The 24,795-nt window shown below is 54.1% G+C and carries 22 protein-coding genes; 10 read left to right on the top strand and 12 right to left on the bottom strand.

Going from position 1 to position 24,795, the window contains the following annotated elements; all coding sequences use genetic code 11:
- Positions 1 to 12 precede the first annotated feature (12 nt).
- Together aceE and pdhR are read right to left on the bottom strand one after the other, a co-directional pair.
- Positions 13 to 2,676: a pyruvate dehydrogenase (acetyl-transferring), homodimeric type gene (gene aceE, locus L462_RS00680; protein ID WP_014168653.1), complete on the bottom strand. Its 2,664-nt coding sequence runs from the start codon at positions 2,674 to 2,676 to the stop codon at positions 13 to 15.
- Positions 2,677 to 2,799: 123 nt separating this feature from the next.
- Positions 2,800 to 3,564, bottom strand: a complete 765-nt coding sequence (gene pdhR, locus L462_RS00685; protein ID WP_013095596.1) for a pyruvate dehydrogenase complex transcriptional repressor PdhR — start codon at positions 3,562 to 3,564, stop codon at positions 2,800 to 2,802.
- A gap of 537 nt (positions 3,565 to 4,101) precedes the next feature.
- Here pdhR and aroP point away from each other — a divergent pair.
- The 3 genes from aroP (at position 4,102) to L462_RS00700 (ending at position 7,995) form a co-directional block, all read left to right on the top strand.
- Entirely contained in the window at positions 4,102 to 5,472 is a 1,371-nt protein-coding gene (aroP, locus tag L462_RS00690; protein ID WP_014168651.1) for an aromatic amino acid transporter AroP, read from the top strand.
- Positions 5,473 to 5,636: 164 nt separating this feature from the next.
- Entirely contained in the window at positions 5,637 to 7,034 is a 1,398-nt protein-coding gene (locus L462_RS00695) for a glycoside-pentoside-hexuronide (GPH):cation symporter (protein WP_014168649.1), read from the top strand.
- Positions 7,035 to 7,044: 10 nt separating this feature from the next.
- On the top strand, positions 7,045 to 7,995 hold the full coding sequence (locus L462_RS00700) for a glycoside hydrolase family 43 protein (RefSeq protein ID WP_014168648.1): 951 nt from the start codon (positions 7,045 to 7,047) through the stop codon (positions 7,993 to 7,995).
- A gap of 18 nt (positions 7,996 to 8,013) precedes the next feature.
- On the opposite strand, the gene ampE is transcribed toward L462_RS00700, so the two are convergent.
- Together ampE and ampD are read right to left on the bottom strand one after the other, a co-directional pair.
- Complete coding sequence (gene ampE, locus L462_RS00705) at positions 8,014 to 8,868, bottom strand: beta-lactamase regulator AmpE (RefSeq protein ID WP_025205391.1); 855 nt, start codon at positions 8,866 to 8,868, stop codon at positions 8,014 to 8,016.
- A gap of 9 nt (positions 8,869 to 8,877) precedes the next feature.
- Positions 8,878 to 9,429 (bottom strand): 1,6-anhydro-N-acetylmuramyl-L-alanine amidase AmpD, encoded by a 552-nt coding sequence (gene ampD / locus L462_RS00710; RefSeq protein WP_032679629.1) that lies wholly within the window; start codon positions 9,427 to 9,429, stop codon positions 8,878 to 8,880.
- 87 nt (positions 9,430 to 9,516) lie between these two features.
- Here ampD and nadC point away from each other — a divergent pair, with 87 nt between their 5' ends.
- The 4 genes from nadC to hofC all read left to right on the top strand — a co-directional run bounded on the left by nadC (position 9,517) and on the right by hofC (position 13,588).
- Entirely contained in the window at positions 9,517 to 10,410 is an 894-nt protein-coding gene (gene nadC / locus L462_RS00715) for a carboxylating nicotinate-nucleotide diphosphorylase (RefSeq protein WP_032679628.1), read from the top strand.
- Positions 10,411 to 10,583: 173 nt separating this feature from the next.
- Positions 10,584 to 11,021, top strand: coding sequence for a prepilin peptidase-dependent pilin (gene ppdD / locus L462_RS00720; protein WP_014168644.1), 438 nt, complete (start codon positions 10,584 to 10,586; stop codon positions 11,019 to 11,021).
- A gap of 10 nt (positions 11,022 to 11,031) precedes the next feature.
- Positions 11,032 to 12,414 (top strand): type II secretion system protein GspE, encoded by a 1,383-nt coding sequence (gene gspE / locus L462_RS00725; RefSeq protein ID WP_032679627.1) that lies wholly within the window; start codon positions 11,032 to 11,034, stop codon positions 12,412 to 12,414.
- Positions 12,404 to 13,588 (top strand): protein transport protein HofC, encoded by a 1,185-nt coding sequence (gene hofC / locus L462_RS00730; RefSeq protein WP_032679626.1) that lies wholly within the window; start codon positions 12,404 to 12,406, stop codon positions 13,586 to 13,588. The genes gspE and hofC overlap by 11 nt, the downstream gene beginning before the upstream one ends.
- 33 nt (positions 13,589 to 13,621) lie before the next feature.
- Here hofC and L462_RS00735 read toward each other — a convergent pair whose 3' ends face one another.
- Positions 13,622 to 14,665 carry a GMP reductase gene (locus L462_RS00735; RefSeq protein ID WP_032679625.1) on the bottom strand — a complete coding sequence of 348 codons (1,044 nt, stop codon included), beginning with the start codon at positions 14,663 to 14,665 and terminating at the stop codon, positions 13,622 to 13,624.
- Positions 14,666 to 14,893: 228 nt separating this feature from the next.
- Between L462_RS00735 and coaE the strand changes: the two genes are divergently transcribed.
- From coaE to yacG, 3 genes are read left to right on the top strand one after another with little or no spacing between them, the layout of a single operon-like run.
- Entirely contained in the window at positions 14,894 to 15,514 is a 621-nt protein-coding gene (gene coaE / locus L462_RS00740) for a dephospho-CoA kinase (RefSeq protein WP_014168640.1), read from the top strand.
- The gene (gene zapD / locus L462_RS00745; RefSeq protein WP_014168639.1) at positions 15,514 to 16,257 is read left to right on the top strand and encodes a cell division protein ZapD; all 744 of its coding nucleotides are present in this window, start codon (positions 15,514 to 15,516) and stop codon (positions 16,255 to 16,257) included. The genes coaE and zapD overlap by 1 nt, the downstream gene beginning before the upstream one ends.
- A 9-nt stretch (positions 16,258 to 16,266) precedes the next feature.
- Positions 16,267 to 16,461, top strand: coding sequence for a DNA gyrase inhibitor YacG (yacG, locus tag L462_RS00750; RefSeq protein ID WP_020882580.1), 195 nt, complete (start codon positions 16,267 to 16,269; stop codon positions 16,459 to 16,461).
- Position 16,462: 1 nt separating this feature from the next.
- On the opposite strand, the gene mutT is transcribed toward yacG, so the two are convergent.
- The 7 genes from mutT to ftsQ all read right to left on the bottom strand — a co-directional run bounded on the left by mutT (position 16,463) and on the right by ftsQ (position 24,795).
- On the bottom strand, positions 16,463 to 16,855 hold the full coding sequence (mutT, locus tag L462_RS00755) for an 8-oxo-dGTP diphosphatase MutT (RefSeq protein ID WP_014168637.1): 393 nt from the start codon (positions 16,853 to 16,855) through the stop codon (positions 16,463 to 16,465).
- A gap of 57 nt (positions 16,856 to 16,912) precedes the next feature.
- Positions 16,913 to 19,618, bottom strand: coding sequence for a preprotein translocase subunit SecA (secA, locus tag L462_RS00760; protein ID WP_014168636.1), 2,706 nt, complete (start codon positions 19,616 to 19,618; stop codon positions 16,913 to 16,915).
- A 60-nt stretch (positions 19,619 to 19,678) separates the two neighbouring features.
- Positions 19,679 to 20,182, bottom strand: a complete 504-nt coding sequence (gene secM, locus L462_RS00765; protein WP_072255744.1) for a secA translation cis-regulator SecM — start codon at positions 20,180 to 20,182, stop codon at positions 19,679 to 19,681.
- A gap of 283 nt (positions 20,183 to 20,465) precedes the next feature.
- Positions 20,466 to 21,383, bottom strand: a complete 918-nt coding sequence (gene lpxC / locus L462_RS00770) for a UDP-3-O-acyl-N-acetylglucosamine deacetylase (protein WP_014168633.1) — start codon at positions 21,381 to 21,383, stop codon at positions 20,466 to 20,468.
- A 101-nt stretch (positions 21,384 to 21,484) separates the two neighbouring features.
- Complete coding sequence (ftsZ, locus tag L462_RS00775) at positions 21,485 to 22,636, bottom strand: cell division protein FtsZ (RefSeq protein ID WP_008501978.1); 1,152 nt, start codon at positions 22,634 to 22,636, stop codon at positions 21,485 to 21,487.
- 63 nt (positions 22,637 to 22,699) lie between these two features.
- The gene (gene ftsA / locus L462_RS00780) at positions 22,700 to 23,956 is read right to left on the bottom strand and encodes a cell division protein FtsA (protein ID WP_006173845.1); all 1,257 of its coding nucleotides are present in this window, start codon (positions 23,954 to 23,956) and stop codon (positions 22,700 to 22,702) included.
- On the bottom strand, positions 23,953 to 24,795 hold the full coding sequence (gene ftsQ, locus L462_RS00785) for a cell division protein FtsQ (RefSeq protein WP_014168632.1): 843 nt from the start codon (positions 24,793 to 24,795) through the stop codon (positions 23,953 to 23,955). The genes ftsA and ftsQ overlap by 4 nt, the downstream gene beginning before the upstream one ends.

Raw genomic sequence — 24,795 nt, 5'->3', positions numbered from 1 at the left:
TTCTTTTACCTCTTACGCCAGACGCGGGTTAACTTTATCTGCATCGATGTTGAATTTGGTGATTGCGTCCGCAACCACTTTCTTATCGATTTCGCCACGTTTAGCCAGTTCGCCCAGTGCTGCTACAACCACGTAAGATGCATCCACTTCGAAGTGGTGACGCAGGTTTTCGCGGCTGTCAGAACGACCGAAGCCGTCAGTACCCAGTACGCGGTAATCATCAGCCGGTACGTAAGTACGAACCTGCTCAGCGAACAGTTTCATATAGTCAGTAGACGCAACCGCAGGCGCGTCGTTCATCACCTGAGCGATGTATGGAACGCGTGGCGTTTCCATTGGGTGCAGCATGTTCCAGCGCTCACAATCCTGGCCATCACGCGCCAGTTCAGTGAAGGACGTTACGCTGTACACGTCAGAGCCAACGCCGTAGTCGTTCGCCAGGATCTGTGCCGCTTCACGTACGTGACGCAGGATAGAACCGGAGCCCAGCAGCTGAACTTTACCTTTGCTACCTGCAACGGTTTCGAGTTTGTAGATACCTTTACGGATACCTTCCTCGGCACCTGCTGGCATGGCCGGCATGTGGTAGTTTTCGTTCAGCGTGGTGATGTAGTAGTAAATGTTCTCTTGCGCTTCACCGTACATGCGCTGCAGACCGTCATGCATGATGACTGCCACTTCGTACGCGTAAGACGGGTCGTAAGAGATACAGTTAGGGATAGTCAGAGACTGAATATGGCTGTGACCATCTTCGTGCTGCAGACCTTCACCGTTCAGGGTCGTACGACCAGAAGTACCACCGATCAGGAAGCCGCGAGCCTGCTGGTCGCCTGCCTGCCAGCACAGGTCACCGATACGCTGGAACCCGAACATGGAGTAGTAAATGTAGAACGGGATCATCGGCAGGTTGTTGGTGCTGTAAGAGGTCGCAGCAGCCAGCCAGGATGCGCCGGCGCCCAGCTCGTTGATACCTTCCTGCAGGATCTGACCTTTCTCGTCTTCTTTGTAGTAAGCAACCTGTTCACGGTCCTGCGGGGTGTACTGCTGGCCGTTCGGGCTGTAAATACCGATCTGACGGAACAGACCTTCCATACCGAAAGTACGCGCTTCGTCGGCAATGATTGGAACCAGACGATCTTTGATCGACTTGTTCTTCAGCATCACGTTCAGGGCACGAACGAAAGCGATAGTGGTAGAGATCTCTTTGTTCTGCTCTTCCAGCAGCTGAGAGAAATCTTCCAGCGCTGGCAGTTCCAGCTTCTCGGTGAAGTTAGGCTGACGAGCTGGCAGGTAGCCTTTCAGCGCCTGACGACGTTCGTGCAGGTACTTATGCTCTTCAGAACCTTCAGGGAAGGTGATGTAAGACAGGTTTTCTACCTGCTCATCGGTCACTGGAACGTTGAAACGGTCGCGGATATAACGCACGCCGTCCATGTTCATTTTCTTAACCTGGTGAGCGATGTTTTTACCTTCTGCGGTATCACCCATGCCGTAACCTTTGATGGTATGGGCCAGGATTACAGTCGCTTTACCTTTGGTTTCACGCGCTTTTTTCAGTGCAGCGTAAATTTTCTTCGGATCGTGGCCGCCACGGTTCAGAGCCCAGATCTGTTCGTCAGTCCAGTCTGCAACCAGTGCTGCGGTTTCAGGATATTTACCGAAGAAGTGCTCACGAACGTAGGCACCGTCTTTGGATTTGAAGGTCTGGTAGTCACCGTCAACGGTTTCGTTCATCAGCTGGATCAGTTTACCGCTGGTGTCTTTACGCAGCAGTTCGTCCCAACGGGAACCCCACATCACTTTGATCACGTTCCAGCCAGCACCGGCGAAGATGCCTTCCAGTTCGTTGATGATCTTGCCGTTACCGGTTACCGGACCATCCAGACGCTGCAGGTTACAGTTGATGATGAAGCACAGGTTGTCCAGTTTCTCACGGGTCGCAATGGTGATTGCGCCTTTCGATTCTGGCTCATCCATCTCGCCATCGCCCAGGAAGGCGTAGACGGTCTGTTCAGAGGTGTCTTTCAGACCACGGTGTTCCAGATATTTCAGGAATTTAGCCTGATAGATAGCACCGATTGGGCCCAGACCCATGGATACTGTCGGGAACTGCCAGAATTCTGGCATCAGTTTAGGGTGTGGGTAAGAAGACAGACCTTTACCGTGAACTTCCTGACGGAAGTTGTTCATCTGCTCTTCAGTCAGACGACCTTCCAGGAATGCACGTGCATAGATGCCCGGAGAGATGTGGCCCTGGAAGTACACCAGATCGCCGCCGTCTTTCTCGTTAGCTGCACGGAAGAAGTGGTTGAAACACACTTCGTAAACGGTCGCAGAAGACTGGAAGGACGCCATGTGGCCACCCAGCTCCAGGTCTTTCTTGGACGCGCGCAGAACGGTCATGATGGCGTTCCAGCGGATTGCAGAACGGATACGGCGTTCCAGATCCAGATTGCCCGGGTATTCCGGTTCGTCTTCAACGGCAATCGTGTTTACGTAGTTGCTAGCCCCTGCACCTGAAGCAACCTTCACACCGCCTTTGCGGGCTTCAGAAAGCAGCTGATCAATCAGATACTGAGCACGCTCAACACCTTCTTCACGGATGACCGATTCGATCGCCTGTAGCCAGTCGCGAGTTTCGATCGGATCCACGTCATTTTGGAGACGTTCTGACATGGGGGTATTCCTTATCTATCTAATACGTTGATTTGTCTGGAACCTGTCCCATTGTGCTCTTGGGCAAGAACACAATAAGACAGGTTCTGCGTTTAGTTGCCGCGCTCTAAAAAACCCTGGCGCTTAATCCTTTCGTTGCTGTATGCGGCGTAATGAACGTTCGCGACGCGATTGTTCACGGCTGCGGTCCAGCAAGATTTCCTCAATGAAAGCCAGATGTCGGTGCGACGCTTCGCGCGCCTGCTCCGGTTCCCCGGCCATTATCGCCTCGAATACTCGGGTGCGATGGTTGCTTACCAATGGGAGCATGTCCCGACGGGCATACAACAATTCAAAATTCTGACGAACGTTCTGGGCCAGCATCGGCTCCATGCAGCGTAGCAGATGGAGGAGCACAACATTGTGTGCAGCTTCGGTGACGGCGATTTGATACTGGACAACGGCATTGGACTCGGCGTCTAAATCGCCGGATTGCTGTGCCCGTTCAATGGCCTGATGAAGTTCGCGGATACGCACGCGATCTTCATCAGTGCTACGAAGTGCGGCGTAATAGGCCGCGATACCTTCTAGCGCGTGACGGGTCTCAAGCAGATCAAACTGGGATTCTGGGTGGTCAGAGAGAAGTTCTACCAGCGGATCGCTGAAGCTCTGCCACAGGCTGTTTTGCACAAAGGTTCCGCCGCCCTGGCGACGAAGCAGCAAGCCCTTTGCTTCGAGACGTTGAATCGCCTCACGCAGAGAGGGACGTGAAACGTCGAACTGTTTTGCCAGCTCGCGTTCTGGCGGAAGTTTCTCACCCGGGCGCAGTGTCCCTTCGAGGATTAAAAACTCCAGCTGCTGCTCAATCACATCAGATAGTTTTGGTTGGCGAATTTTGCTGTAGGCCATATTCCCTGTCTTACGCCTTTTTGCCCGGAGTCAATTGGTCTTACCAATTTCAAGTTCGTATCGCTAAAGTAACAAAGTATTCACCTTCTGTCCATATTGGTTTTGATTGAAATCAGTAAACCCTGCACATTTTAACAACCTTACAGAAATAACGTTTCAGAAATGTAACTTCGCACAAATGAGTTAGTTACTCCCTTAGTGGGAGTTTTAACCTTAATGAAACGAGGGTTTTTGCAGTCTGAAGCGATTCAACAACGCAAAATATGAAATTTTGCCCACTTACGGAGCATTTCTATTCTATAGGTTGGGGTAAGAAGGGTTAGCGGGGTGATTTACAAATGCTTTCTTTTTATTCAACTCGTCATCGCCCCGTCATAAAGCAGGTGCAATCGCTGGCGCTTACCACTATTCTGGCGCTTACGGAAGACATCTCCGCTTTTTTCGGTCTCATTGACTGTAAAGAAATAAATACAGAAAACGGATATTCATAATTACACACGCGTCGCGTGAACATAACAACCACACACGAGGTTTCAAATGGAAGCTCAACAGCACGGCGATCAGCTAAAGCGCGGTCTGAAGAACCGCCATATACAGCTAATCGCACTGGGCGGTGCTATTGGCACTGGACTGTTTCTGGGAAGTGCATCCGTTATCCAGTCTGCCGGTCCCGGCATTATTTTGGGTTACGCCATTGCCGGTTTTATCGCTTTTCTGATTATGCGCCAGTTAGGTGAAATGGTCGTTGAAGAGCCGGTTGCGGGCTCTTTCAGCCACTTTGCCTATAAGTACTGGGGCAGTTTCGCCGGTTTCGCGTCAGGCTGGAACTACTGGGTGTTGTACGTTCTGGTTGCCATGGCTGAACTGACCGCCGTCGGGAAATACATTCAGTTCTGGTACCCGGAGATCCCCACCTGGGCTTCTGCTGCGGCCTTCTTCGTCATTATTAACGCCATCAACCTCACCAACGTTAAAGTCTTCGGTGAGATGGAGTTCTGGTTTGCCATCATCAAAGTGGTTGCCGTCGTGGCGATGATCATCTTTGGCGGCTGGCTGCTATTTAGCGGCAACGGTGGCCCGCAGGCCACGGTACGCAACCTCTGGGAACAGGGCGGCTTCCTGCCTCACGGCATGACGGGCCTCGTGATGATGATGGCAATCATTATGTTCTCCTTTGGTGGTCTGGAGCTGGTCGGCATCACCGCAGCTGAAGCTGACAACCCGGAACAGAGCATCCCGAAAGCGACCAACCAGGTTATCTACCGTATTCTGATTTTCTATGTGGGCTCACTGGCCGTTCTGCTCTCTCTGCTGCCGTGGACGCGCGTTACTGCAGACACCAGCCCGTTTGTCCTGATTTTCCACGAGCTGGGCGATACCGTCGTGGCGAATGCGCTCAACATCGTGGTGCTGACGGCGGCGCTGTCGGTCTATAACAGCTGCGTATACTGCAACAGCCGTATGCTGTTCGGCCTGGCCCAGCAGGGTAACGCGCCGAAGATGCTGCTCAACGTCGATAAGCGTGGCGTTCCGGTGAACACCATCATCGTTTCGGCGATCGTAACGGCGCTGTGTGTCCTGATTAACTATCTGGCACCGGAATCGGCGTTTGGCCTGCTGATGGCGCTGGTGGTCTCTGCCCTGGTTATCAACTGGGCGATGATCAGCCTGGCACACATCAAGTTCCGCCGTGCCAAGCATCAGCAGGGCGTGAAGACTCGCTTCCCTGCCCTGCTCTATCCGCTGGGCAACTGGATCTGCCTGCTGTTTATGGCGGGAGTGCTGGTCATCATGCTGCTGACCCCGGGTATGGCAATCTCGGTGTACCTGATCCCAGTCTGGGTTGCCGTTCTTGGTATCGGCTATCTGTTTAGCCAGAAAAGCCGCAACGCCCTGAAAGCTCACTAAGTCTCCCCCGCGGTATCTGCGTTTTGCAGGTACCGCGTGTTGTTACCTCCCTCACAGTTTCACGCCAACAGCGCATTTATCCATATCACCGCCCTGATACTGCAACGCATATATTCGTTTGCCAGCAAATAATTCTCTCCATACCGTAACCCGGAGAGCAGTCTATGGATAACGCTAAACTGTCAGTAAAAGAAAAGATCGGCTATGGGATGGGCGATGCAGGTTGCAACATCATCTTTGGCGCCATCATGTTGTTTGTTAATTATTTTTATACCGATATTTTTGGTCTGGCGCCTGCACTGGTCGGCGTACTGCTGCTGTCTGTCCGCGTAATTGATGCCGTAACGGATCCGATTATGGGGGCCATCGCCGACCGTACCCGCAGTAAATATGGCCGGTTTCGTCCATGGCTGCTGTGGATTGCCTTTCCCTATGCGCTGTTCAGCATCCTGATGTTCACCACACCAGAGTGGAGCTACAACAGCAAAGTTATCTATGCCTTCGTCACCTATTTCCTGCTCTCTTTAACCTATACGGCAATCAACATTCCTTACTGCTCGTTAGGCGGCGTGATTACCAACGATCCGCAGGAACGTGTTGCCTGCCAGTCCTATCGCTTTGTGCTGGTAGGTATCGCCACGCTGCTGCTGTCGCTGACGCTGTTACCGATGGCCGACTGGTTTGGTGGCGACAACAAAGCCAAAGGCTACCAGATGGCAATGACCGTGCTGGCGCTGATTGGTACCGGTATGTTTCTGTTCTGCTTCTATACCGTTCGCGAGCGTGTACGCCCGGCGGTACAGACTCATGACGAGCTGAAAAACGACCTGAAAGACGTGTGGAAGAACGACCAGTGGGTGCGCATTCTGCTGCTGACCCTGTGCAACGTGTGCCCGGGCTTTATCCGCATGGCGGCCACGATGTACTACGTGACCTGGGTTATGGGCCAGAGTACCCATTTCGCCACGCTGTTTATCAGCCTGGGCGTGGTTGGCATGATGCTCGGCAGTATGCTGGCGAAAGTCCTCACCGACCGCTGGTGTAAGCTGAAAGTCTTCTTCTGGACCAACATCGTGCTGGCGATTTTCTCCTGCGCCTTCTATTTCTTCGATCCGAAAGCCACGGTCACCATTGTGGTGCTCTACTTCCTGCTGAACATCCTGCACCAGATCCCGTCTCCGCTGCACTGGTCGCTGATGGCCGACGTCGATGACTACGGTGAGTGGAAAACCGGTAAGCGCATCACCGGGATCAGCTTCTCCGGTAACATCTTCTTCCTCAAACTGGGGCTAGCGATTGCCGGTGCGATGGTTGGTTTCCTGCTCTCCTGGTACGGTTATGACGCGGGGGCGAAAGCGCAAAGTCCGGATGCCATCAACGGCATTGTATTGCTGTTTACCGTGATTCCGGGCGTCGGGTATCTCATTACCGCAGGCGTGGTACGTCTGCTGAAGGTTGACCGCGAAACGATGAAGCAGATCCAGGAAGACCTCGAGAAGCGCCGCAACAATTATCGCGAGCTGAATAATTATCAGGAACTCAAAGCCGCTGAGACGAAATAAGGAAAGCCGAATGCACACCTGGCCAAACCCGTTTATTGAACAACGTGCCGACCCCTACATTCTGCACCACGAGGGGCTGTACTACTTTATCGCCTCCGTGCCGCAGTACGACAGGCTCGAGATCCGCCGCGCCGACTCCCTGGAAGGACTACGCGATGCCGAAGAGGTCGTGGTCTGGCGTAAACCGGAGACCGGGCCGATGAGCCAGTTGATCTGGGCACCGGAACTGCACCACATTGACGGTAAGTGGTATATCTATTTTGCCGCCACCCATACCCAGGCGCTGGACAGCCTCGGTATGTTCCAGCACCGTATGTTTGCGCTGGAGTGTGCGGACCACGATCCCCTCACCGGGACGTGGATCGAGAAAGGCCAGATTACCACCCCGTTCGATACCTTCGCACTGGACGCCACCACGTTCGTTCATCAGGGAAAACGCTGGTATTTGTGGGCACAAAAAGCCCCGGATATCGCCGGAAACTCCAACCTCTATCTGTGCGAAATGGCGAATCCGTGGACGCTCAAAGGCGAGCCGGTGATGCTCAGTAAACCGGAGTATGACTGGGAGTGCCGCGGATTTTGGGTCAACGAAGGTCCGGCAGTGCTGTTTCACGAAGATAAGCTGTTTATCAGCTACTCCGCCAGCGCTACGGATGAGAACTATTGCATGGGGTTACTGTGGATAGACATGAATGCCGATCCGCAAAATCCGGCGAACTGGCATAAAGCGTCGCGTCCGGTTTTCCGAACCAGCGTCGAGAATCGTCAGTTTGGGCCCGGGCATAACAGCTTTACGCAAACGCCGGAGGGAGAGGACGTGCTGGTCTACCACGCGCGAAACTACACCGAGATTGAAGGCGACCCGCTCTATGACCCGAATCGTCACACGCGTCTGAAACACGTGCGCTGGGACGAAAACGGGATGCCTGACTTTGGCATCCCGCCTGCTGATACGCTCTGACCGGTACGGCGCGCTGGCTTAGACCAGCGTGCCGTAAATGGTCAGCAACGCCACGACCACGACCACCACAAACGACGTTTTCTTCGCCATGGAGACGGCCGCTTTCGGCGTTTCAATCTTGTCGGTATGCGGCTCACGCGCCAGCGAGAACTGCGCCAGACGTGTTAACACCTGATACTGAGACGTGTGGCGGTCAGCAAGCGAAGCAAACCATGCTGGCAGCGCTTTTTCACCGTGGCCAATTAACGCATAAACGACGCCCACCAGACGTACCGGGAGCCAGTCCAGCACATGCAGAATGGCATCGATTCCCGACAATAAACGTTCATGCGGGGTAAGGTAACGGGCAAGCCAGGTCTGCCAGGCGCGCAGAAACGCATAGCCCATCAGCAGTACCGGTCCCCACGGACCACCCACCACAAACCAGAACAGCGGTGCCAGGTAGTAACGGAAGTTGATCCACAGCAGCGCATTTTGCAGTTCGCGCAAAAATTCACGCTCATCGCAATCCGGCGGCACGCCGTGGATCATCGTCAGCTCGCTCGCCATGGCGCCCCGCGCATGGGCATCGTCACGGGATGCGGCTTTCAGATAGGCGTGGTAGTGCATACGCACTTTGCCCGCGCCAATACAGAGCACGCCAAGCAGGATCCACACCACCAGCAGCGGCACGTTGAAAAAGAGGCCGTAAAGCGAACGCAGCAGTAAAAACGTTATAACCATCACGCCAGCGGTCATCAGCAGCGTGCGCAGCATGGAAAAATGTTTAATCCGGCGGAAAAGCACCTCCAGCCGGTGATCCAGATGCCAGTGCTCACCGAGTTTGAACAGGCGTTCAGCGATGATAACCAGCAGCATGGTAAACAACGTCATGTTATCTCCTTATTCTGACGACGCGGTAAGCATGGCGCGAAACCGGGGCCAGTCAAAAGCCGGGCCGGGATCGGTTTTTCTCGCCGGAGCAATATCGCTGTGTCCCGTAATATTCCCGGCTATCGCGGGATAGAGCCCAATCAGCGTTTGGGTTACAGCCACCAACTGTTGATACTGTGAATCGGTGTAGGGGGTGGTGTCAGTGCCTTCCAGCTCAATCCCGATGGAAAAATCATTGCAGCGTTCGCGTCCCTGGTACAGGGACACGCCGGCATGCCAGGCACGCTTATCAAAAGGGACGTACTGAACCACTTCGCCGTCGCGACGGATCAGACAGTGAGCCGACACGCGCAGATGCGCAATCTCAGCAAAGAAAGGATGGGCATCAGGATCCAGGGTCCCCGTGAATAATGCGTCGATCCACGGGCCGCCAAACTCACCCGGCGGGAGACTGATATTATGAACAACCAGCAGTGTGGGCTTTTCATCCTCCGGGCGGCAGTCGTGGTGCGGCGAGGGCACATGCCGCGCATCCACCAGCCATCCGTTTTCTAACAACATGCTGGAACTCCTTATGTATGGTGCTGTTACTCGGTTCAGAGTAGCATGTTTCAATATTATGATTCGTTACCAATTTGGAGTTTTATCATGCCGCCTCGCCGTTACAACCCCGACAACCGACGTGAAGCGCTTCTGGAACGTATTAATATGGATATTCCGGCAAGCGTTGCCCATGCCCTGAAAGAAGATCTGGGTGGTGACGTCAGCGCCGACAGGGATATTACCGCACAATTATTGCCAAAAGAGACTCGCTCACATGCGGTCATTATTACGCGCGAAGAGGGTATTTTTTGCGGTAAGCGTTGGGTTGAAGAGGTCTTTACCCAACTGGCAGGCGATGAGGTGCAGATCACCTGGCATGTCGACGACGGTGATGCGATTACGGCAAATCAGCCGCTGTTCGAACTTGATGGACCTTCCCGCGTACTGCTGACCGGCGAACGAACTGCGCTGAACTTTGTGCAGACGTTGTCCGGCGTGGCAAGCGAAGTGCGTCGCTACGTTGACCTGCTGGCGGGTACCCGCACGCAGTTGCTGGATACCCGCAAAACGCTACCGGGTCTGCGCACTGCGTTGAAATACGCGGTGCTCTGTGGCGGCGGTGCAAACCATCGTCTGGGGTTGTCTGACGCGTTCCTGATTAAAGAGAACCATATCATTGCCTCAGGATCCGTGCGTCAGGCGGTCGAAAAAGCCTTCTGGCTGCATCCGGATGTGCCCGTCGAAGTGGAAGTCGAAAACCTGGAGGAGCTGGAGCAGGCTATCAAGGCCGGCGCCGATATCATCATGCTTGATAACTTCGAAACCGGGCAGATGCGCGAGGCGGTAAAACTGACTAACGGCAAAGCCCAGCTTGAAGTATCCGGCAACGTGACGTTTGATACGATCCGTGAATTCGCCGAGACCGGCGTTGATTTCATCTCCGTTGGGGCGCTGACCAAGCACGTTCGCGCCCTCGACCTCTCGATGCGCTTCAAATAATGATCCTCCCCTCTCGTTGCGGAGAGGGGAAATTCACTCCCGCTCGCAAAACCATTGCCCTACCCTGCAACACGCCACGAATTCCCTGAAAGCCCCTTCACGTTCCTTTTTTTGCCCCTCGTTTCTGCGCTGTCTCACTGCCAGAGTAGCCCTACTTAACGTAAGGAGCAGACATGGACAGACAACAAGGATTCACACTCATTGAGCTGATGGTGGTGATCGGCATTATTGCCATTCTGAGCGCCATCGGCGTTCCCGCGTACCAGAACTACCTGCGAAAAGCAGCGTTGACCGATATGCTGCAAACCTTCATTCCCTACCGTACCGCCATTGAGCTTTGCGCCCTGGATCACGGCGGCGTGGAGAGCTGTGACGGAGGCAGTAATGGCATCCCGTCCCCCACCACTACCCGCTACGTTTCAGGCATGAACGTGGCGAAAGGCGTCGTGACCTTAACCGGCCAGGAGAGCCTTAACGGGCTGGAGGTGGTCATGACGCCACAATGGAGTGACGGCAACGGCATGACGGGGTGGACGCGTGACTGCAACATCGGTACCGACAGCGCGCTCAAGCAGGCCTGTGAAGACGTTTTCCGCTTCGACACCCACTGAGGAGCGGATGATGAATACCGATCAGCTTGTCGCACTTTGTCTGCGTCACCACGCCCTTCTGCTGAGTAGCGATAGCGACATGATTAGCATTGCCGTCGTGGGAAACCCCGGCCCTGAACTGATGGAAGCCCTGCGTTTCGCTACCCAGAAACGGATTGATATCGAGTGCTGGAGCGCCGAGCGCATGGAAAAGCACCGGCAGTTAACCACACAAACGCATCTGCCCGTCGTTACGCCGACACACTCAGCGGTGGATATTCTTAACCACACGCTGCAGCAGGCGATAAACCAACGCGCTTCTGATATTCATATTGAACCGATGGAGCAGACTTGCCAGATTCGCCTGCGCATCGACGGCGTGCTTTGCCCGCAGCCCCCACTTTCAGCCGCGCTGGCCACCATGCTCAGCGCCCGGTTAAAAGTGCTGGGTAACCTCGATATTGCGGAGCGCCGCTTACCGCAGGACGGTCAGTTTACGATTGAGCTGGCAAACGAGCCGGTCTCATTTCGCATCGCCACGCTTCCCTGCAGCGGCGGTGAAAAAATTGTACTGCGCCTGCTGCATCAGGTTCAGCAATCTCTTGAGCCGGAAACGTTGGGGATGAATGCTAAACAGCTGGCCGGCTTTAGCGAAGTGCTCCACCAGCCGCAGGGGCTGATTCTGGTTACCGGCCCCACCGGCAGCGGTAAAACCGTGACGCTGTACAGCGCGCTGCAGGCTCGAAACACGCCGGATGTGAACATCTGTAGCGTGGAAGACCCGATAGAGATCCCGCTTGCAGGATTAAACCAGACGCAGATAAACCCGCGTGCGGGCCTTACCTTCCAGACGGTGCTGAGAGCGCTGCTACGTCAGGATCCTGACATCATTATGGTCGGCGAAATTCGTGATGGCGAAACGGCAGGGATTGCCATTAATGCCGCACAAACCGGGCATCTGGTGTTGTCGACGCTACACACCAACTCGACGGCGGAAACCCTGATCCGCCTGCAGCAGATGGGGGTGGCGCGATGGATGATCTCTTCCGCCCTCTCGCTGGTCATCGCCCAGCGGCTGGTGCGCCGTTTATGCCCCCATTGCCGTCAGGAAACCGACAAGCGGGCAGAACTGCCTCGCTCCGTTTGGCCCCGGCCGCTACCGCGCTGGCAACCCACCGGCTGTGAGCGCTGTTATCACGGTTTTTATGGTCGCGTCGCCATTTTTGAAGTGCTCGTCATTGACCAGACACTCCGGCAGGCCATTGCCAGCGGAGCGGGGTCTGAGGTGATTGAGGCCAGCGCCCGTCAAGCAGGAATGACATCCCTTTTCGAACATGGCTGTATGGCTGTTGAACAGGGACTGACCACGCTCGAAGAGTTGCTGCGTATCCTGGGAATGCCCGATGGCTGCTAATCACCTCTGGCGCTGGCGTGCGCTATCCGTTGAAGGAGAGCCCCGAAGCGGGGCTCTGTGGGCAACTGACCGCAATGCGGCTTTAGACAGGCTGATGCGCAAAGCGCTGCATCCTCTGACAATCACCCGCTGCACGCAGAGGTATCGCTGGCGACCACATCACCGCTACGAGGTATTTCACCAGCTCGCCACGCTTTTGCAGGCGGGCCTGACATTGTCTGACAGCCTGCAGATGCTGGCGGACCAGCATCCGATAACACCCTGGCAGGCACTCCTGCAAAGCCTTGCCGATGAGCTGAGTGAAGGATGCCCTTTTTCTGAGGCGCTGAAGCGCTGGCCCGCGGTATTTAGCCCACTGTATGTGTCGATGGTGAAGACCGGCGAGCTAACCGGAAAACTGGAAACGTGCTGCCGTGAGCTTGCCCAGCAACAAAAATCGCAGCAGCAACTCAGTGCGAAGGTGAAAAAGGCACTGCGTTACCCGATGGTAATTCTGGCTCTGGCAGTATTCGTGGTGCTGGCCATGGTCACTCTGGTCTTGCCAGAATTCGCCGCCATCTACAAAACGTTTAATACCCCGCTCCCGATGCTGACACAAATAGTCATGGGAATGGCAACGTTTATACAGTCCTATGCCCTCGCGCTGTTCGCGGGGCTACTCCTTCCCGTGCTCATCGCCTGGGGTTTGCGGCAGGATCCGCGCTGGCAACACGTACTGCTGCATATCCCCGTCATGGGCGCGCTGGCTAAAGGACAAAAGCTGGGGCAAATTTTTACCGTACTGTCGCTCACGCAGCAGGCGGGCATCGCTTTTTTAAAGGGTCTGGAGAGTGCAGAAGAGACGGTTGAGAGCAGGTACTGGCAGGGGATACTCCGCGCCATCCGGGAAGACATTGAAAAGGGTTATCCCCTTTGGGCATCCTTTCAAAAGGCGGCAGTTTTTACTCCGCTGTGTATTCAGCTATTGCGAACCGGCGAAACGTCAGGTGCGCTCGATATCATGCTGGTAAACCTGGCGCGTCACCACACAGAGCAAACCTTTCAGTCAGCAGATAACCTGGCTGCCGTGCTGGAGCCTGTACTGCTGATCGTGACGGGTGTGATTATCGGCACGCTGGTGGTGGCAATGTATCTGCCTATCTTCCATCTCGGGGATGCGATGAGTGCGGGATAACGCTGGCACACGGATGTGCGCCAGCTTACGCGATTACAGGCTGTTGAAAACGCGGTTTTCCTGTTCCTGAACGCGGATAAAGGTCGTGCGTTTCGTCAACTCTTTCAGGCGGGATGCCCCCACATAGGTGCAGGCCGAACGCAGGCCACCAAGAATGTCACGTGCGGTATTCTCAACCGGGCCGCGCAGCGGCAGCTTCACGGTTTTGCCTTCTGCCGCACGGTATTTTGCAACGCCACCCACGTGACGGGTCATCGCCGATTCAGAGCTCATACCGTAGAACAGCATAAATTTCTCACCGTTCTCTTCCACCACGGTACCGCCACTCTCTTCGTGACCTGCCAGCATACCGCCAAGCATCACGAAGTCTGCGCCGCCGCCGAAAGCTTTCGCGACATCACCCGGGGTAGTACAACCGCCGTCACTGATGATCTGGCCGCCCAGGCCGTGCGCGGCATCGGCACATTCAATAACCGCAGAAAGCTGCGGATAACCGACACCGGTTTTCACACGCGTGGTGCACACGGAACCCGGGCCAATGCCCACTTTGACGATATCTGCGCCAGAGAGGATCAGCTCCTCACACATCTCGCCGGTCACTACGTTACCCGCAATGATGGTTTTGTTCGGCCAGGCTTCACGCGCCTTGCTCACGAACTGCACGAAGTGTTCGGAATAACCATTCGCTACATCAATACAGACGAAGTTCAGCGCGGGGTTACTCTTGAGGATTTGTTTGGTCTTTTCGAAATCGGTATCTGAGGTTCCGGTAGAGACCATCACATGCTTCACGACCTCAGCAGAAGCGGATGCCACAAAGGCGTTCCACTCTTCAGGGCTGTAGTGTTTGTGAACTGCCGTGAGGATGTCGAACTGTGCCAGCGCGGTTGCCATCTCGAAGGTTCCTACGGTATCCATATTGGCAGCGATGATCGGCACGCCAGACCAGGTCTGACCGGAATGTTTAAAGGTGAATTGACGTTCGAGTTCAACGTCTGAGCGACTTTTCAGTGTAGAGCGTTTAGGGCGGATAAGAACGTCTTTGAAACCTAACTTCAGATCTTCTTCGATACGCATGTGCGGATTCCTGGGGTTAGAGGCAAATATGTTAAAAGCACAACTCCAGTGACGTTATCATACGCACTAATACCTGCTCCGCAAGACTGCGAAATTCTCTTTTTTTACGCTACAATCCTATAAATTTACCTGGTAAAAAGCCGGTAAAGAGAGCTAAACATTGGCTGGCATACGTTTGAATTTCAACCAACTGATTTTAATAATGAATAATTCCCAGGATTTGATTTAATGGGGTATACCGTCGCATTAACCGGCGGCATCGGTAGTGGCAAAAGTACCGTTGCGGACGCTTTCGCTCGCCTGGGTATCGCGATTATCGATGCCGATATCATTGCCCGTCAGGTGGTAGAACCGAATACACCCGCGTTAAAGGCCATTGAAGAACATTTTGGTCCGGCCATCATCAATGCAGACGGCACGCTAAATCGCCGGCAGCTTCGCGAATGCATTTTTTCCGATTCTGCGGAAAAGGTCTGGCTTAATGCCCTGCTCCACCCCATTATCCACCAGGAAACTCAGCGTCAGATTGCCGCCGCCCGCTCACCGTATGTGCTGTGGGTAGTTCCGTTGCTGGTAGAAAATCAGCTGCAGAAGAAAGCCGATCGGGTTCTGGTCATTGATGTCCTTCCCGAAACGCAAATCCAGCGAACCATGACGCGCGATCGCGTCTCGCGCGAACATGCCGAACAAATTCTTGCCGCTCAGGCCACGCGCGATCAGCGCCTGGCCGTTGCGGATGATGTTATTGATAATAACGGCGCACCAGATGCCATTGCATCGGATGTTGCCCGTCTGCACGCGCAGTATTTGACCTTCGCCGCGCAGGCCGTTGCACAGGAAAAACCATAATGTCGACTCACATCCTTTTTGAGCATCCACTTAACGAAAAAATGCGTACCTGGCTGCGTATCGAATTTCTTATTCAACAACTCTCGCAACACCTGCCTGTCAACGATCACGCCACTGCGTTGCACTTCTTCCGCAATGTGGGCGACCTGCTGGATGTGATTGAGCGTGGAGATGTTCGCACCGAATTACTGAAAGAACTTGAGCGTCAGCAGCGTAAACTGCAGGCATGGGCGGAAGTCCCGGGTGTTGATCAAAGCCGTATCGATTCCCTGCGTCAGCAGTTAAAAAGCAGTAGCAGCACGTTAATGGCTGCCCCTCGCGTTGGCCAGTTTTTGCGTGAAGATCGCTTGATTGCCCTGGTACGCCAGCGTCTGAGTATTCCCGGTGGATGCTGCAGCTTTGACCTGCCGACGCTTCATATGTGGCTGCACATGCCGCAAACGCAGCGTGATGCGCAGGTGAATATCTGGCTGGAAAGCCTGGAGCCGATGCACCGGACGTTATCGCTGATCCTCGATCTTATCCGTAACTCTGCGCCGTTCCGCAAGCAGACCAGCCTGAACGGTTTTTACCAGGATAACGGGGACGATGCCGATCTGCTGCGACTGAACCTTTCGCTCGACGTGCAGCTTTACCCGCAAATTTCCGGGCATAAGAGCCGTTTTGCGATTCGCTTTATGCCGCTGGACAGTGAAAATGGCACCGTGCCGGAACGCCTCGATTTTGAACTGGCCTGTTGTTAAGGAGTGCCAATGTCTGACGTAACCATCGTAAACTGCCCAACCTGTGGCAAAAGTGTTGTCTGGGGCGAAGTGAGCCCATACCGCCCATTCTGCTGTAAACGCTGTCAGTTAATTGACCTGGGCGAATGGGCGGCGGAAGAGAAACGCATTCCGAGTGAAGGCACTCTTTCGGACAGCGATGACTGGAGTGAAGAACAGCAGTAAATTAAACGCCCTGCACTAACCGGGTAATCACAGGCTCATTTGCCGGCGGGAATTTGTCGGCATCGCTTGCCTGCAGTTCAACCCAGTTACCCGGTTGCCCCTCTTTGCCCCAAGGATCCCCCTCCCAGTTTTCCACCAGCCAGAACCAAAGCGTAATGTGACGATCGGGAAACTGGTATTCGAGCTTGTCAAACAGCGTTGCGCCAAGCGGGGTGATCCCCACTTCTTCCTGAAGCTCACGGATCAGCGCCTGTTCCGGCGTTTCGCCTGACTCGATTTTCCCGCCCGGAAACTCCCATTTGTTCGCCATATGGGCGTCGGCGGCGCGCTGGGTGATAAAGAACTGGTTTTGCGGGTTGCGAATAATCCCGACGGCAATTTGCAGTATTTTCATATTGTCACTTCCATAAAAAAGGCGCAGATTTCTGCGCCTTTTTGTTTTGTTATGAATTTAGCTCAGACGACCGTGGCACGCCTTGTATTTTTTACCGGAACCACACGGGCACGGATCGTTGCGGCCAACTTTACGATCGCCGGTCTGGGCCGCGATCGCTGCCGCAGCTTCGCTCTCGTCAGTCTGGTGGCTCAGCTGCTGCATCTGTGCCAGACGCTCAGCTTCTTCACGGCGCTGTTGCTCCATTGCTTCCACTTCTTCCGGCATGCGTACCTGAACTTTGCTCAGGGTGCTGATCACTTCATACTTCAGTGACTCCAGCATGGACGCAAACATGGCGAAGGATTCACGCTTGTACTCCTGCTTCGGATCTTTCTGCGCGTAACCACGCAGGTGAATACCCTGACGCAGGTAGTCCATCGCCGCCAGGTGCTCTTTCCACAGGGAGTCCAGCGTTTGCAGCATCACGCCTTTTTCGAAGTGACGCATCATCTCAGCGCCAACGACTTCTTCCTTACGCTTGTATACGTCCAGCGCGGTTTCGAAAATACGTTCACGCAGGGTCTCTTCGTGCAGCTCAGGCTCTTTGTCCAGCCACTCTTTGATTGGCAGTTCGAGGTCGAAGTCGTTTTTCAGGCGTTCCTGCAGACCTTCGATATCCCACATTTCTTCCAGAGACTGCGGTGGAATATGCGCGTCGATAGTCGCTTTGAATACGTCTTCGCGAATGCTGTTGATGGTGTCGCTCACGTCGGACACGTCCAGCAGCTCGTTACGCTGGGTATAGATGGCACGACGCTGGTCGTTGGCCACATCATCATATTCCAGCAGCTGCTTACGAATATCGAAGTTGCGGCTTTCTACTTTACGCTGGGCGTTAGCAATCGCTTTAGTGACCCACGGGTGTTCAATGGCTTCGCCAGGTTTCATACCCAGTTTACGCATCATGCCGGAAACACGGTCAGAGGCGAAAATACGCATCAGCGCATCTTCCATAGACAGGTAGAAGCGGGAAGAACCGGCATCGCCCTGACGACCCGCACGGCCGCGCAGCTGGTTATCGATACGACGAGATTCATGACGTTCGGTACCAATGATATGCAAACCACCGGATGCCAGCACCGCGTCATGGCGTACCTGCCAGTCCGCTTTAATCTGAGCAATCTGCTCCGGCGTTGGGTTTTCCAGCTCGGCAATCTCTGCCTGCCAGCTACCACCCAGCATAATGTCGGTACCACGACCCGCCATGTTGGTGGCGATTGTTACCGCTGCCGGGTAACCCGCCTGCGCAACGATATCCGCCTCTTTGGCGTGGAATTTGGCGTTCAGTACGTTGTGTTTGATGCCCGCTTTGGTCAGCTCATTGGAAACCACTTCGGATTTCTCGATGGAGATTGTCCCCACCAGCACCGGCTGGCCATTAGCGGTACGATCGCGAATATCTTCAATGATCGCCTGAATTTTTTCCGCTTCGGTCATGTACACCAGGTCCGGCATATCCTTACGGATCATTGGACGGTTGGTTGGAACGACCACGGTATCCAGTTTGTAGATGGAGCTGAATTCAAATGCTTCGGTATCTGCAGTACCGGTCATCCCCGCCAGCTTCTCGTACAAACGGAAGTAGTTCTGGAAGGTAATAGAGGCCAGCGTCTGGTTTTCATTTTGAATATCAACGCCTTCTTTGGCCTCAACGGCCTGGTGCAGACCGTCAGACCAGCGACGACCCTGCATGGTACGGCCGGTGTGCTCATCAACGATGATAACTTCACCGTCTTTCACGATGTAGTCGACATCGCGGGTGAACAGCGCGTGGGCACGCAACGCGGCAGTGACGTGGTGCATCAGCATAATGTTCGTCGGAGAGTACAGAGACTCGCCCTCTTCCATGATGCCTTCAGCCACCAGCAGCTCTTCAATTTTCACCAGACCGCGTTCGGTCAGGTTCACCTGCCGCGCTTTTTCATCGACAGAGAAGTGACCTTCACCCTGGAAGGTGTCGGAATCTTCTTTCTCCTGACGCAGCAGGTGCGGAATGATTTTATCGACTTTACGGTACATCTCGGAGCTGTCTTCGGCCGGGCCGGAGATGATCAGCGGGGTACGCGCTTCATCGATCAGGATGGAGTCCACCTCATCCACCAGCGCATAGTGCAATTTACGCTGCACGCGCTCTTCAGGGCTAAACGCCATGTTGTCACGCAGGTAGTCGAAGCCGTATTCGTTGTTGGTACCGTAGGTGATATCCGCGTTATAGGCTTCACGTTTGGCGGGTGCCGGCAGACCGGACATGTTGATGCCAACGGTCATGCCCAGGAATTCAAACAGGGGACGGTTGTTTTCGGCATCACGCTGTGCCAGATAGTCGTTGACGGTAACGACGTGAACGCCTTTACCGGTCAGTGCGTTCAGGTAGGCGGGCAACGTTGCGGTCAGGGTTTTACCTTCACCGGTACGCATTTCCGCGATGCAGCGCTCGTTAAGCACCATACCACCCAGCAGCTGAACGTCGAAGTGACGCATGCCAAACACACGTTTACTGGCCTCACGCACAACGGCGAAGGCTTCCGGGATCAGGCTTTCCAGCGTTTCGCCTTTTTCAAGACGCGCGCGGAATTCTACGGTTTTCGCTTTCAGCTCGTCATCAGAGAGCTTCTCCATCGCCGGCTCCATGCCATTGATGACGGTAACAGCTTTGCGCATACGGCGCAGGGTACGATCGTTACGACTACCAAAAACTTTTGTTAACAATTTGATTAGCATAATAAATTCTCAAACGCCCCAGGTTGGGCAGATAAATTAAGGTATTGAAAAAAGGTTAATTTAGCTGAGGCGTTGAGGCCCGGCGCGGATGCCGTGAACCTGGCTAATCCATGTCGAAACGGAGAAGGTCGCAGGAGGAACGTGCGCGATTTGTGTGGTCTGACGCACCATGACGGGTGGCTGACTGTCCTGCGTAAGCAGCGCGTTAAGCGTGTCCAGCAGAGCAAGATGCTGCGCCTGTACCGGCAGCGTCTCTTCAGCAACAGGCAGTGCCTGCGGAGCCATCGCAAATGACAGATGGCGAATAACGGTACGGATCGCATGCTGGTGCCAGTAATCCACCGAGAAATTCGGGCGGCGATTGGCTTCAAGCCACGCCAGGTTAGTAAAATTAACCCGCGTGTTGAGATCGTGTTTGGTTGTGGAGGTCTTCGTCGGCGTCGCCGCTTCCGCACTGTTGCTGAGCGCAGGCAAGCCGAAACTCGCCGCGACCATCCCTAATAAGAGATGCGGCCAGAAGTAACGTCTGCCAAATTGTCGCCAGCGCGTCAGTATTCCGCTCAATTGCTCCACCACATTAAGCCAGCCTTCAACAGGCTGAATTCAATTATTCTTTTAAGCGCCCAGATATTACCACTAAAGCCAATACACAGCAGCAGGAATGACGTATTGCTGCGGGGAAAAACGGTCAAGAATGCAGCTAACGCACAGATTTTCTGCACCGGGCAAACGAGAAGTGACGCTGGGGCAAATAAATGAAGAGGGGTAAAAATAAAAACGACTGGTCTCCCTGGTCGGAGAGAGTACCAGGTTAACCAGTCGATTTTTTACGAAACGGCTTTAACCGTTACGCCAGTACCGTGTTTGGTGCTTTGAAGGCCAGCGGCAGCTCAGCTTCGTCTTCAAAGGTCACATATTCCCAAGCTTCCTGTTTTGCCAGGACTGCCTGCAACAGTTTGTTGTTCAGTGCATGACCGGATTTAAACGCGGTAAATGCACCAATGATGTTGTGACCACACATAAACAGGTCGCCGATAGCATCCAGCATTTTGTGACGAACGAATTCATCTTCAAAACGCAGACCGTCTTCGTTCAGTACGCGATAATCGTCAACAACGATGGCACAATCGAAGCTGCCGCCCAGGCACAGGCCGCGGGACTGCAGATATTCGATATCACGCATGAAGCCAAACGTACGGGCACGGCTGATCTGGCGCATAAACGCATCAGCAGAGAAGTTCATCGCATAGCGTTGGGTGCTGGCATCAATCGCCGGATGGTTAAAATCGATGGTAAAGTCCAACGAGAAACCATTGTACGGTTTGAATTCAGCCCATTTGTCGCCATCTTCGACGCGAACGGTCTCTTTGATACGAACAAATTTTTTCGCGCAGTTCAGTTCTTCGATGCCGGCATCCAGCAACAGATAGACGAACGGAGCAGCACTACCATCCATGATCGGGATTTCTGGCGCATCGACTTCAACCATAATGTTGTCGATACCCAGACCCGCCAGGGCGGCGTTCAGGTGCTCTACGGTAGAAATCCGCACGTCATGCTCGTTCACCAGACAAGTACAGAGCATAGTATCACGCACAGATTTGGCATCGGCCGGAAAGTCTACCGGTGGATTCAAGTCGGTGCGACGATAGATGACCCCGGTATTGGCCGGCGCAGGGCGTAACGTCAGTGTGACTTTCTTGCCGGTATGTAAACCGACACCAGTCGCCTGAACGATACGTTTAAGTGTCCTTTGTTTGATCATCGTATAATCTCGCCAAATTAACTATCCAACCGAAAGTGTATATCACTGACGGTGGGCCAGTTTAGCACAAAGAGCGAAAATCCCCAAATTCCAGCCAATTCTTAGTCAGCTTGCTTGCGCAGGAACGCCGGGATATCCAGATAATCTGGCTCTTTCGCCGTTTGCGGAGTGGGGTCGTTAACCACTTTCGCGGCCGGTTTCTGCTCCTGAGTCAGAGGAGACATACCGTGCTGCTGGTAACGATCCATAACCGGCTGCTGAGTCTGTTTGTTGGTCACCAGGGTGATCTCAGGACGCTTGTCCATACCGATACCGGTAGCAACAACAGTAACACGCAGCTCGTCGTTCATTTCCGGGTCAAGGGAAGTACCGATTACCACGGTAGCGTTGTCAGAGGCGAACGCACGGATAGTGTTACCCACGGTTTCAAACTCATCCAGACGCAGGTCGAAGCCAGCGGTAATGTTGACCAGCACGCCGCGCGCACCAGACAGGTCGATATCTTCCAGCAGTGGAGAAGAGATAGCCATTTCAGCCGCTTCTTCTGCACGGTCTTCACCGCTTGCCACGCCAGAGCCCATCATCGCGTAGCCCATTTCGGACATCACGGTACGAACGTCTGCAAAGTCAACGTTCATCAGACCAGGACGAGTAATCAGTTCAGCGATACCCTGCACCGCGCCTTTCAGCACGTCGTTGGCTGCGCCAAAAGCGTCCAGCAGAGAGATACCGCGACCCAGAACTTTCAACAGTTTGTCGTTCGGGATGGTAATCAACGAGTCCACGTGCTTGGACAGTTCAGTGATACCCTGCTCCGCGAAAGCCATACGCTTCTTGCCTTCAAAGTTGAAAGGCTTGGTCACGACAGCAACGGTCAGGATACCTAAATCTTTCGCTACTTCAGCCACAACAGGTGCTGCGCCGGTACCCGTACCGCCACCCATACCCGCTGCGATAAAGACCATGTCCGCACCTTCCAGTGCAGCGCGCAGGGCCTCACGATCTTCTTCAGCCGCATTACGACCGACTTCCGGGTTAGCCCCAGCGCCCAGCCCTTTGGTGATGCCACCGCCGATCTGGATAGTCTGGCCTACAGCCGTCTTACGCAGTGCCTGTGCATCGGTGTTAACTGCAAAGAACTCAACACCTTCAATGCGTTCACGCACCATATGCTCTACGGCGTTACCGCCGCCGCCACCGACGCCGATGACTTTAATCACCGCGTCGTTGGTCAGTTCCATAGGTTCAAACATAATTTCTCTCTCCGTTGTGCCTGTCGCCCGAGACCGCTAATTCTCTCCGGTCTCTTAAAAAAATTAAAACTCTTTTCGCAACCAGTTGTTCAGTCGTTTGACCCACGACCCAACTGAGACGCGTTTTTCCACTTCTGCTTCACCACTGAGATGAGATTCTTTCCCGTAGTGGAGCAGGCCCACGGCCGTTGAATAGTACGGCTCCTGAGCATAATCCGTTAAACCGGTGATATTCAGCGGAGCACCGATACGCACTTGCGTATGGAACACGCGCTGAGCGCAGGCCGCAAGACCTTCAATTTGCGCTGCCCCGCCGGTTAATACAATCCCCGCTGCAAGATGATGTTTCACGCCCTGCTGGCGAAGCTGTTCCTGTAACTGCAAAATCTCTTCGTTGACCAGGTTAAGCAGCTCGGTATAACGCGGCTCAATGACCTCTGCCAACGTCTGGCGCTGCAGGCTGCGCGGTGGACGTCCGCCCACACTCGGCACTTCAACGCTCTCATCTTTGCCAACGATAGACCCCAGCGCACAGCCGTGGCGTACTTTAATCGCTTCTGCATCACTCGGTGGCGTACCAAAAGCGTAAGCAATATCGCTGGTCACAACGTTCCCGGCATACGGGATCACTTTGGTGTGGCGCAGCGCACCGCCGGTATACACGGCCATGTCCATTGTACCACCACCAATATCGACCACACAGACACCCAGTTCACGTTCATCTTCGGTCAGCACGGAATAGCTCGCTGCAAGACCGGCGAAAATGAGTTGGTCAACTTTCAGGCCACAACGTTCAACGGCTTTTACAATGTTCTTCGCCATATCGTTGTGACATGTGATCAAGTGCACTTTTGCCTGCATACGTACGCCGGAAAGACCGACCGGGTTTTTGATCCCTTCCTGGTAGTCAATCGCATACTCCTGCGGGATCACGTGCAGCACGCGATGCTCATCGCGAACGCGCACGGATTTCGCCGTATGCACAACGTTTTCAACGTCTTCCTGCGTCACTTCTTCTTCGGAAATCGGCACCATGCCGATTTCGTTCTGGCAGCTAATGTGCTTACCCGAAAGCGCCAGATAAACAGAGGAAATCTGGCAATCTGCCATCAATTCAGCCTGATCGATGGCGCGCTGTACGCACTTCACCACCGACTCAAGATCGTTAACCCCACCTTTATCCATACCACGGGACGGGCAACTGCCCACGCCAATGATATTGACCATACCGTCGGGCAGAACTTCCCCTACTAAAGCGGCAACCTTCGCGGTGCCAATCTCCAGTCCAACTACCAGTTTTCTGTCCGTCGCCTTGATCATTGTTGTTCTGCCTGTACCTGTGCCTGATTCTGTTGCTGATTAGGTTCCTCGACCGGAGCCGGTTCCCAACCGACTGCTGCGCCTGAGTCATAGCGCAAATCAACGTAGCTTATCCGTTTGCCGTCAGTCTGTGCCTGCTGCTGTAAAACCGGGTAAAGTTCTACAAATCGCGCCAGACGTTTCATTGTGTCCCCGCGACCCAGGTTGAGCTTAATGCCATTCGTTAACGTCAGTTGCCAGGAGCGGCGCGCCGTCATTGCAGCATCTTTTAGCGTAAACCTGTCCTTCGCCAGCACCTGCCCCATTTCACGAAAACCTTGTAACACTTCATTTTCGCTACCTTCCGGGCCATACAACATCGGTAAATTTTGCTTGTTGACACGATCGGCCGGGACGCTGAAGGAATTTCCGTCTACGTCAACCATGTGCTGATCATTCCAACGCGCAATGGGCACATATTCAACCAGATGAATCTTCAATTCATCAGGCCATTGCTTTCTGACACTCGCCTGTTTTATCCATGGCAGACGTTCAATCTGACTCTGGATAATATTGACGTCCTGCGTCATAAAGGTGCCAGGCGATCCCAGCGCCAGAATTGTCTGGCGAATGTCATCGTTACGGGTGTAATGACGCTCACCGGTGACCACCAGCTTCGAAAGCGGCAACCGTTGCGCATCTTCCATCCAGCCCAGAACCATCCAGCCGCTGATAAACACGGTGCACAGCACCCCGAGCAGGAAAATAATACCTGCAAGACGCGTTCCATTACTCCGGCGTGAAGAAGAGTATTCTTCTTCGTCATCGCGGTTGCGCGTGTTCAATGCAGCCTGAGACAT

It is taken from the genome of Enterobacter sp. BIDMC 26, assembly GCF_000534435.1.
GTDB lineage: Bacteria > Pseudomonadota > Gammaproteobacteria > Enterobacterales > Enterobacteriaceae > Enterobacter > Enterobacter ludwigii.
Note: the sequence above shows the minus strand (reverse complement) of the source record. Positions and strands in the feature narration are given on the sequence as shown.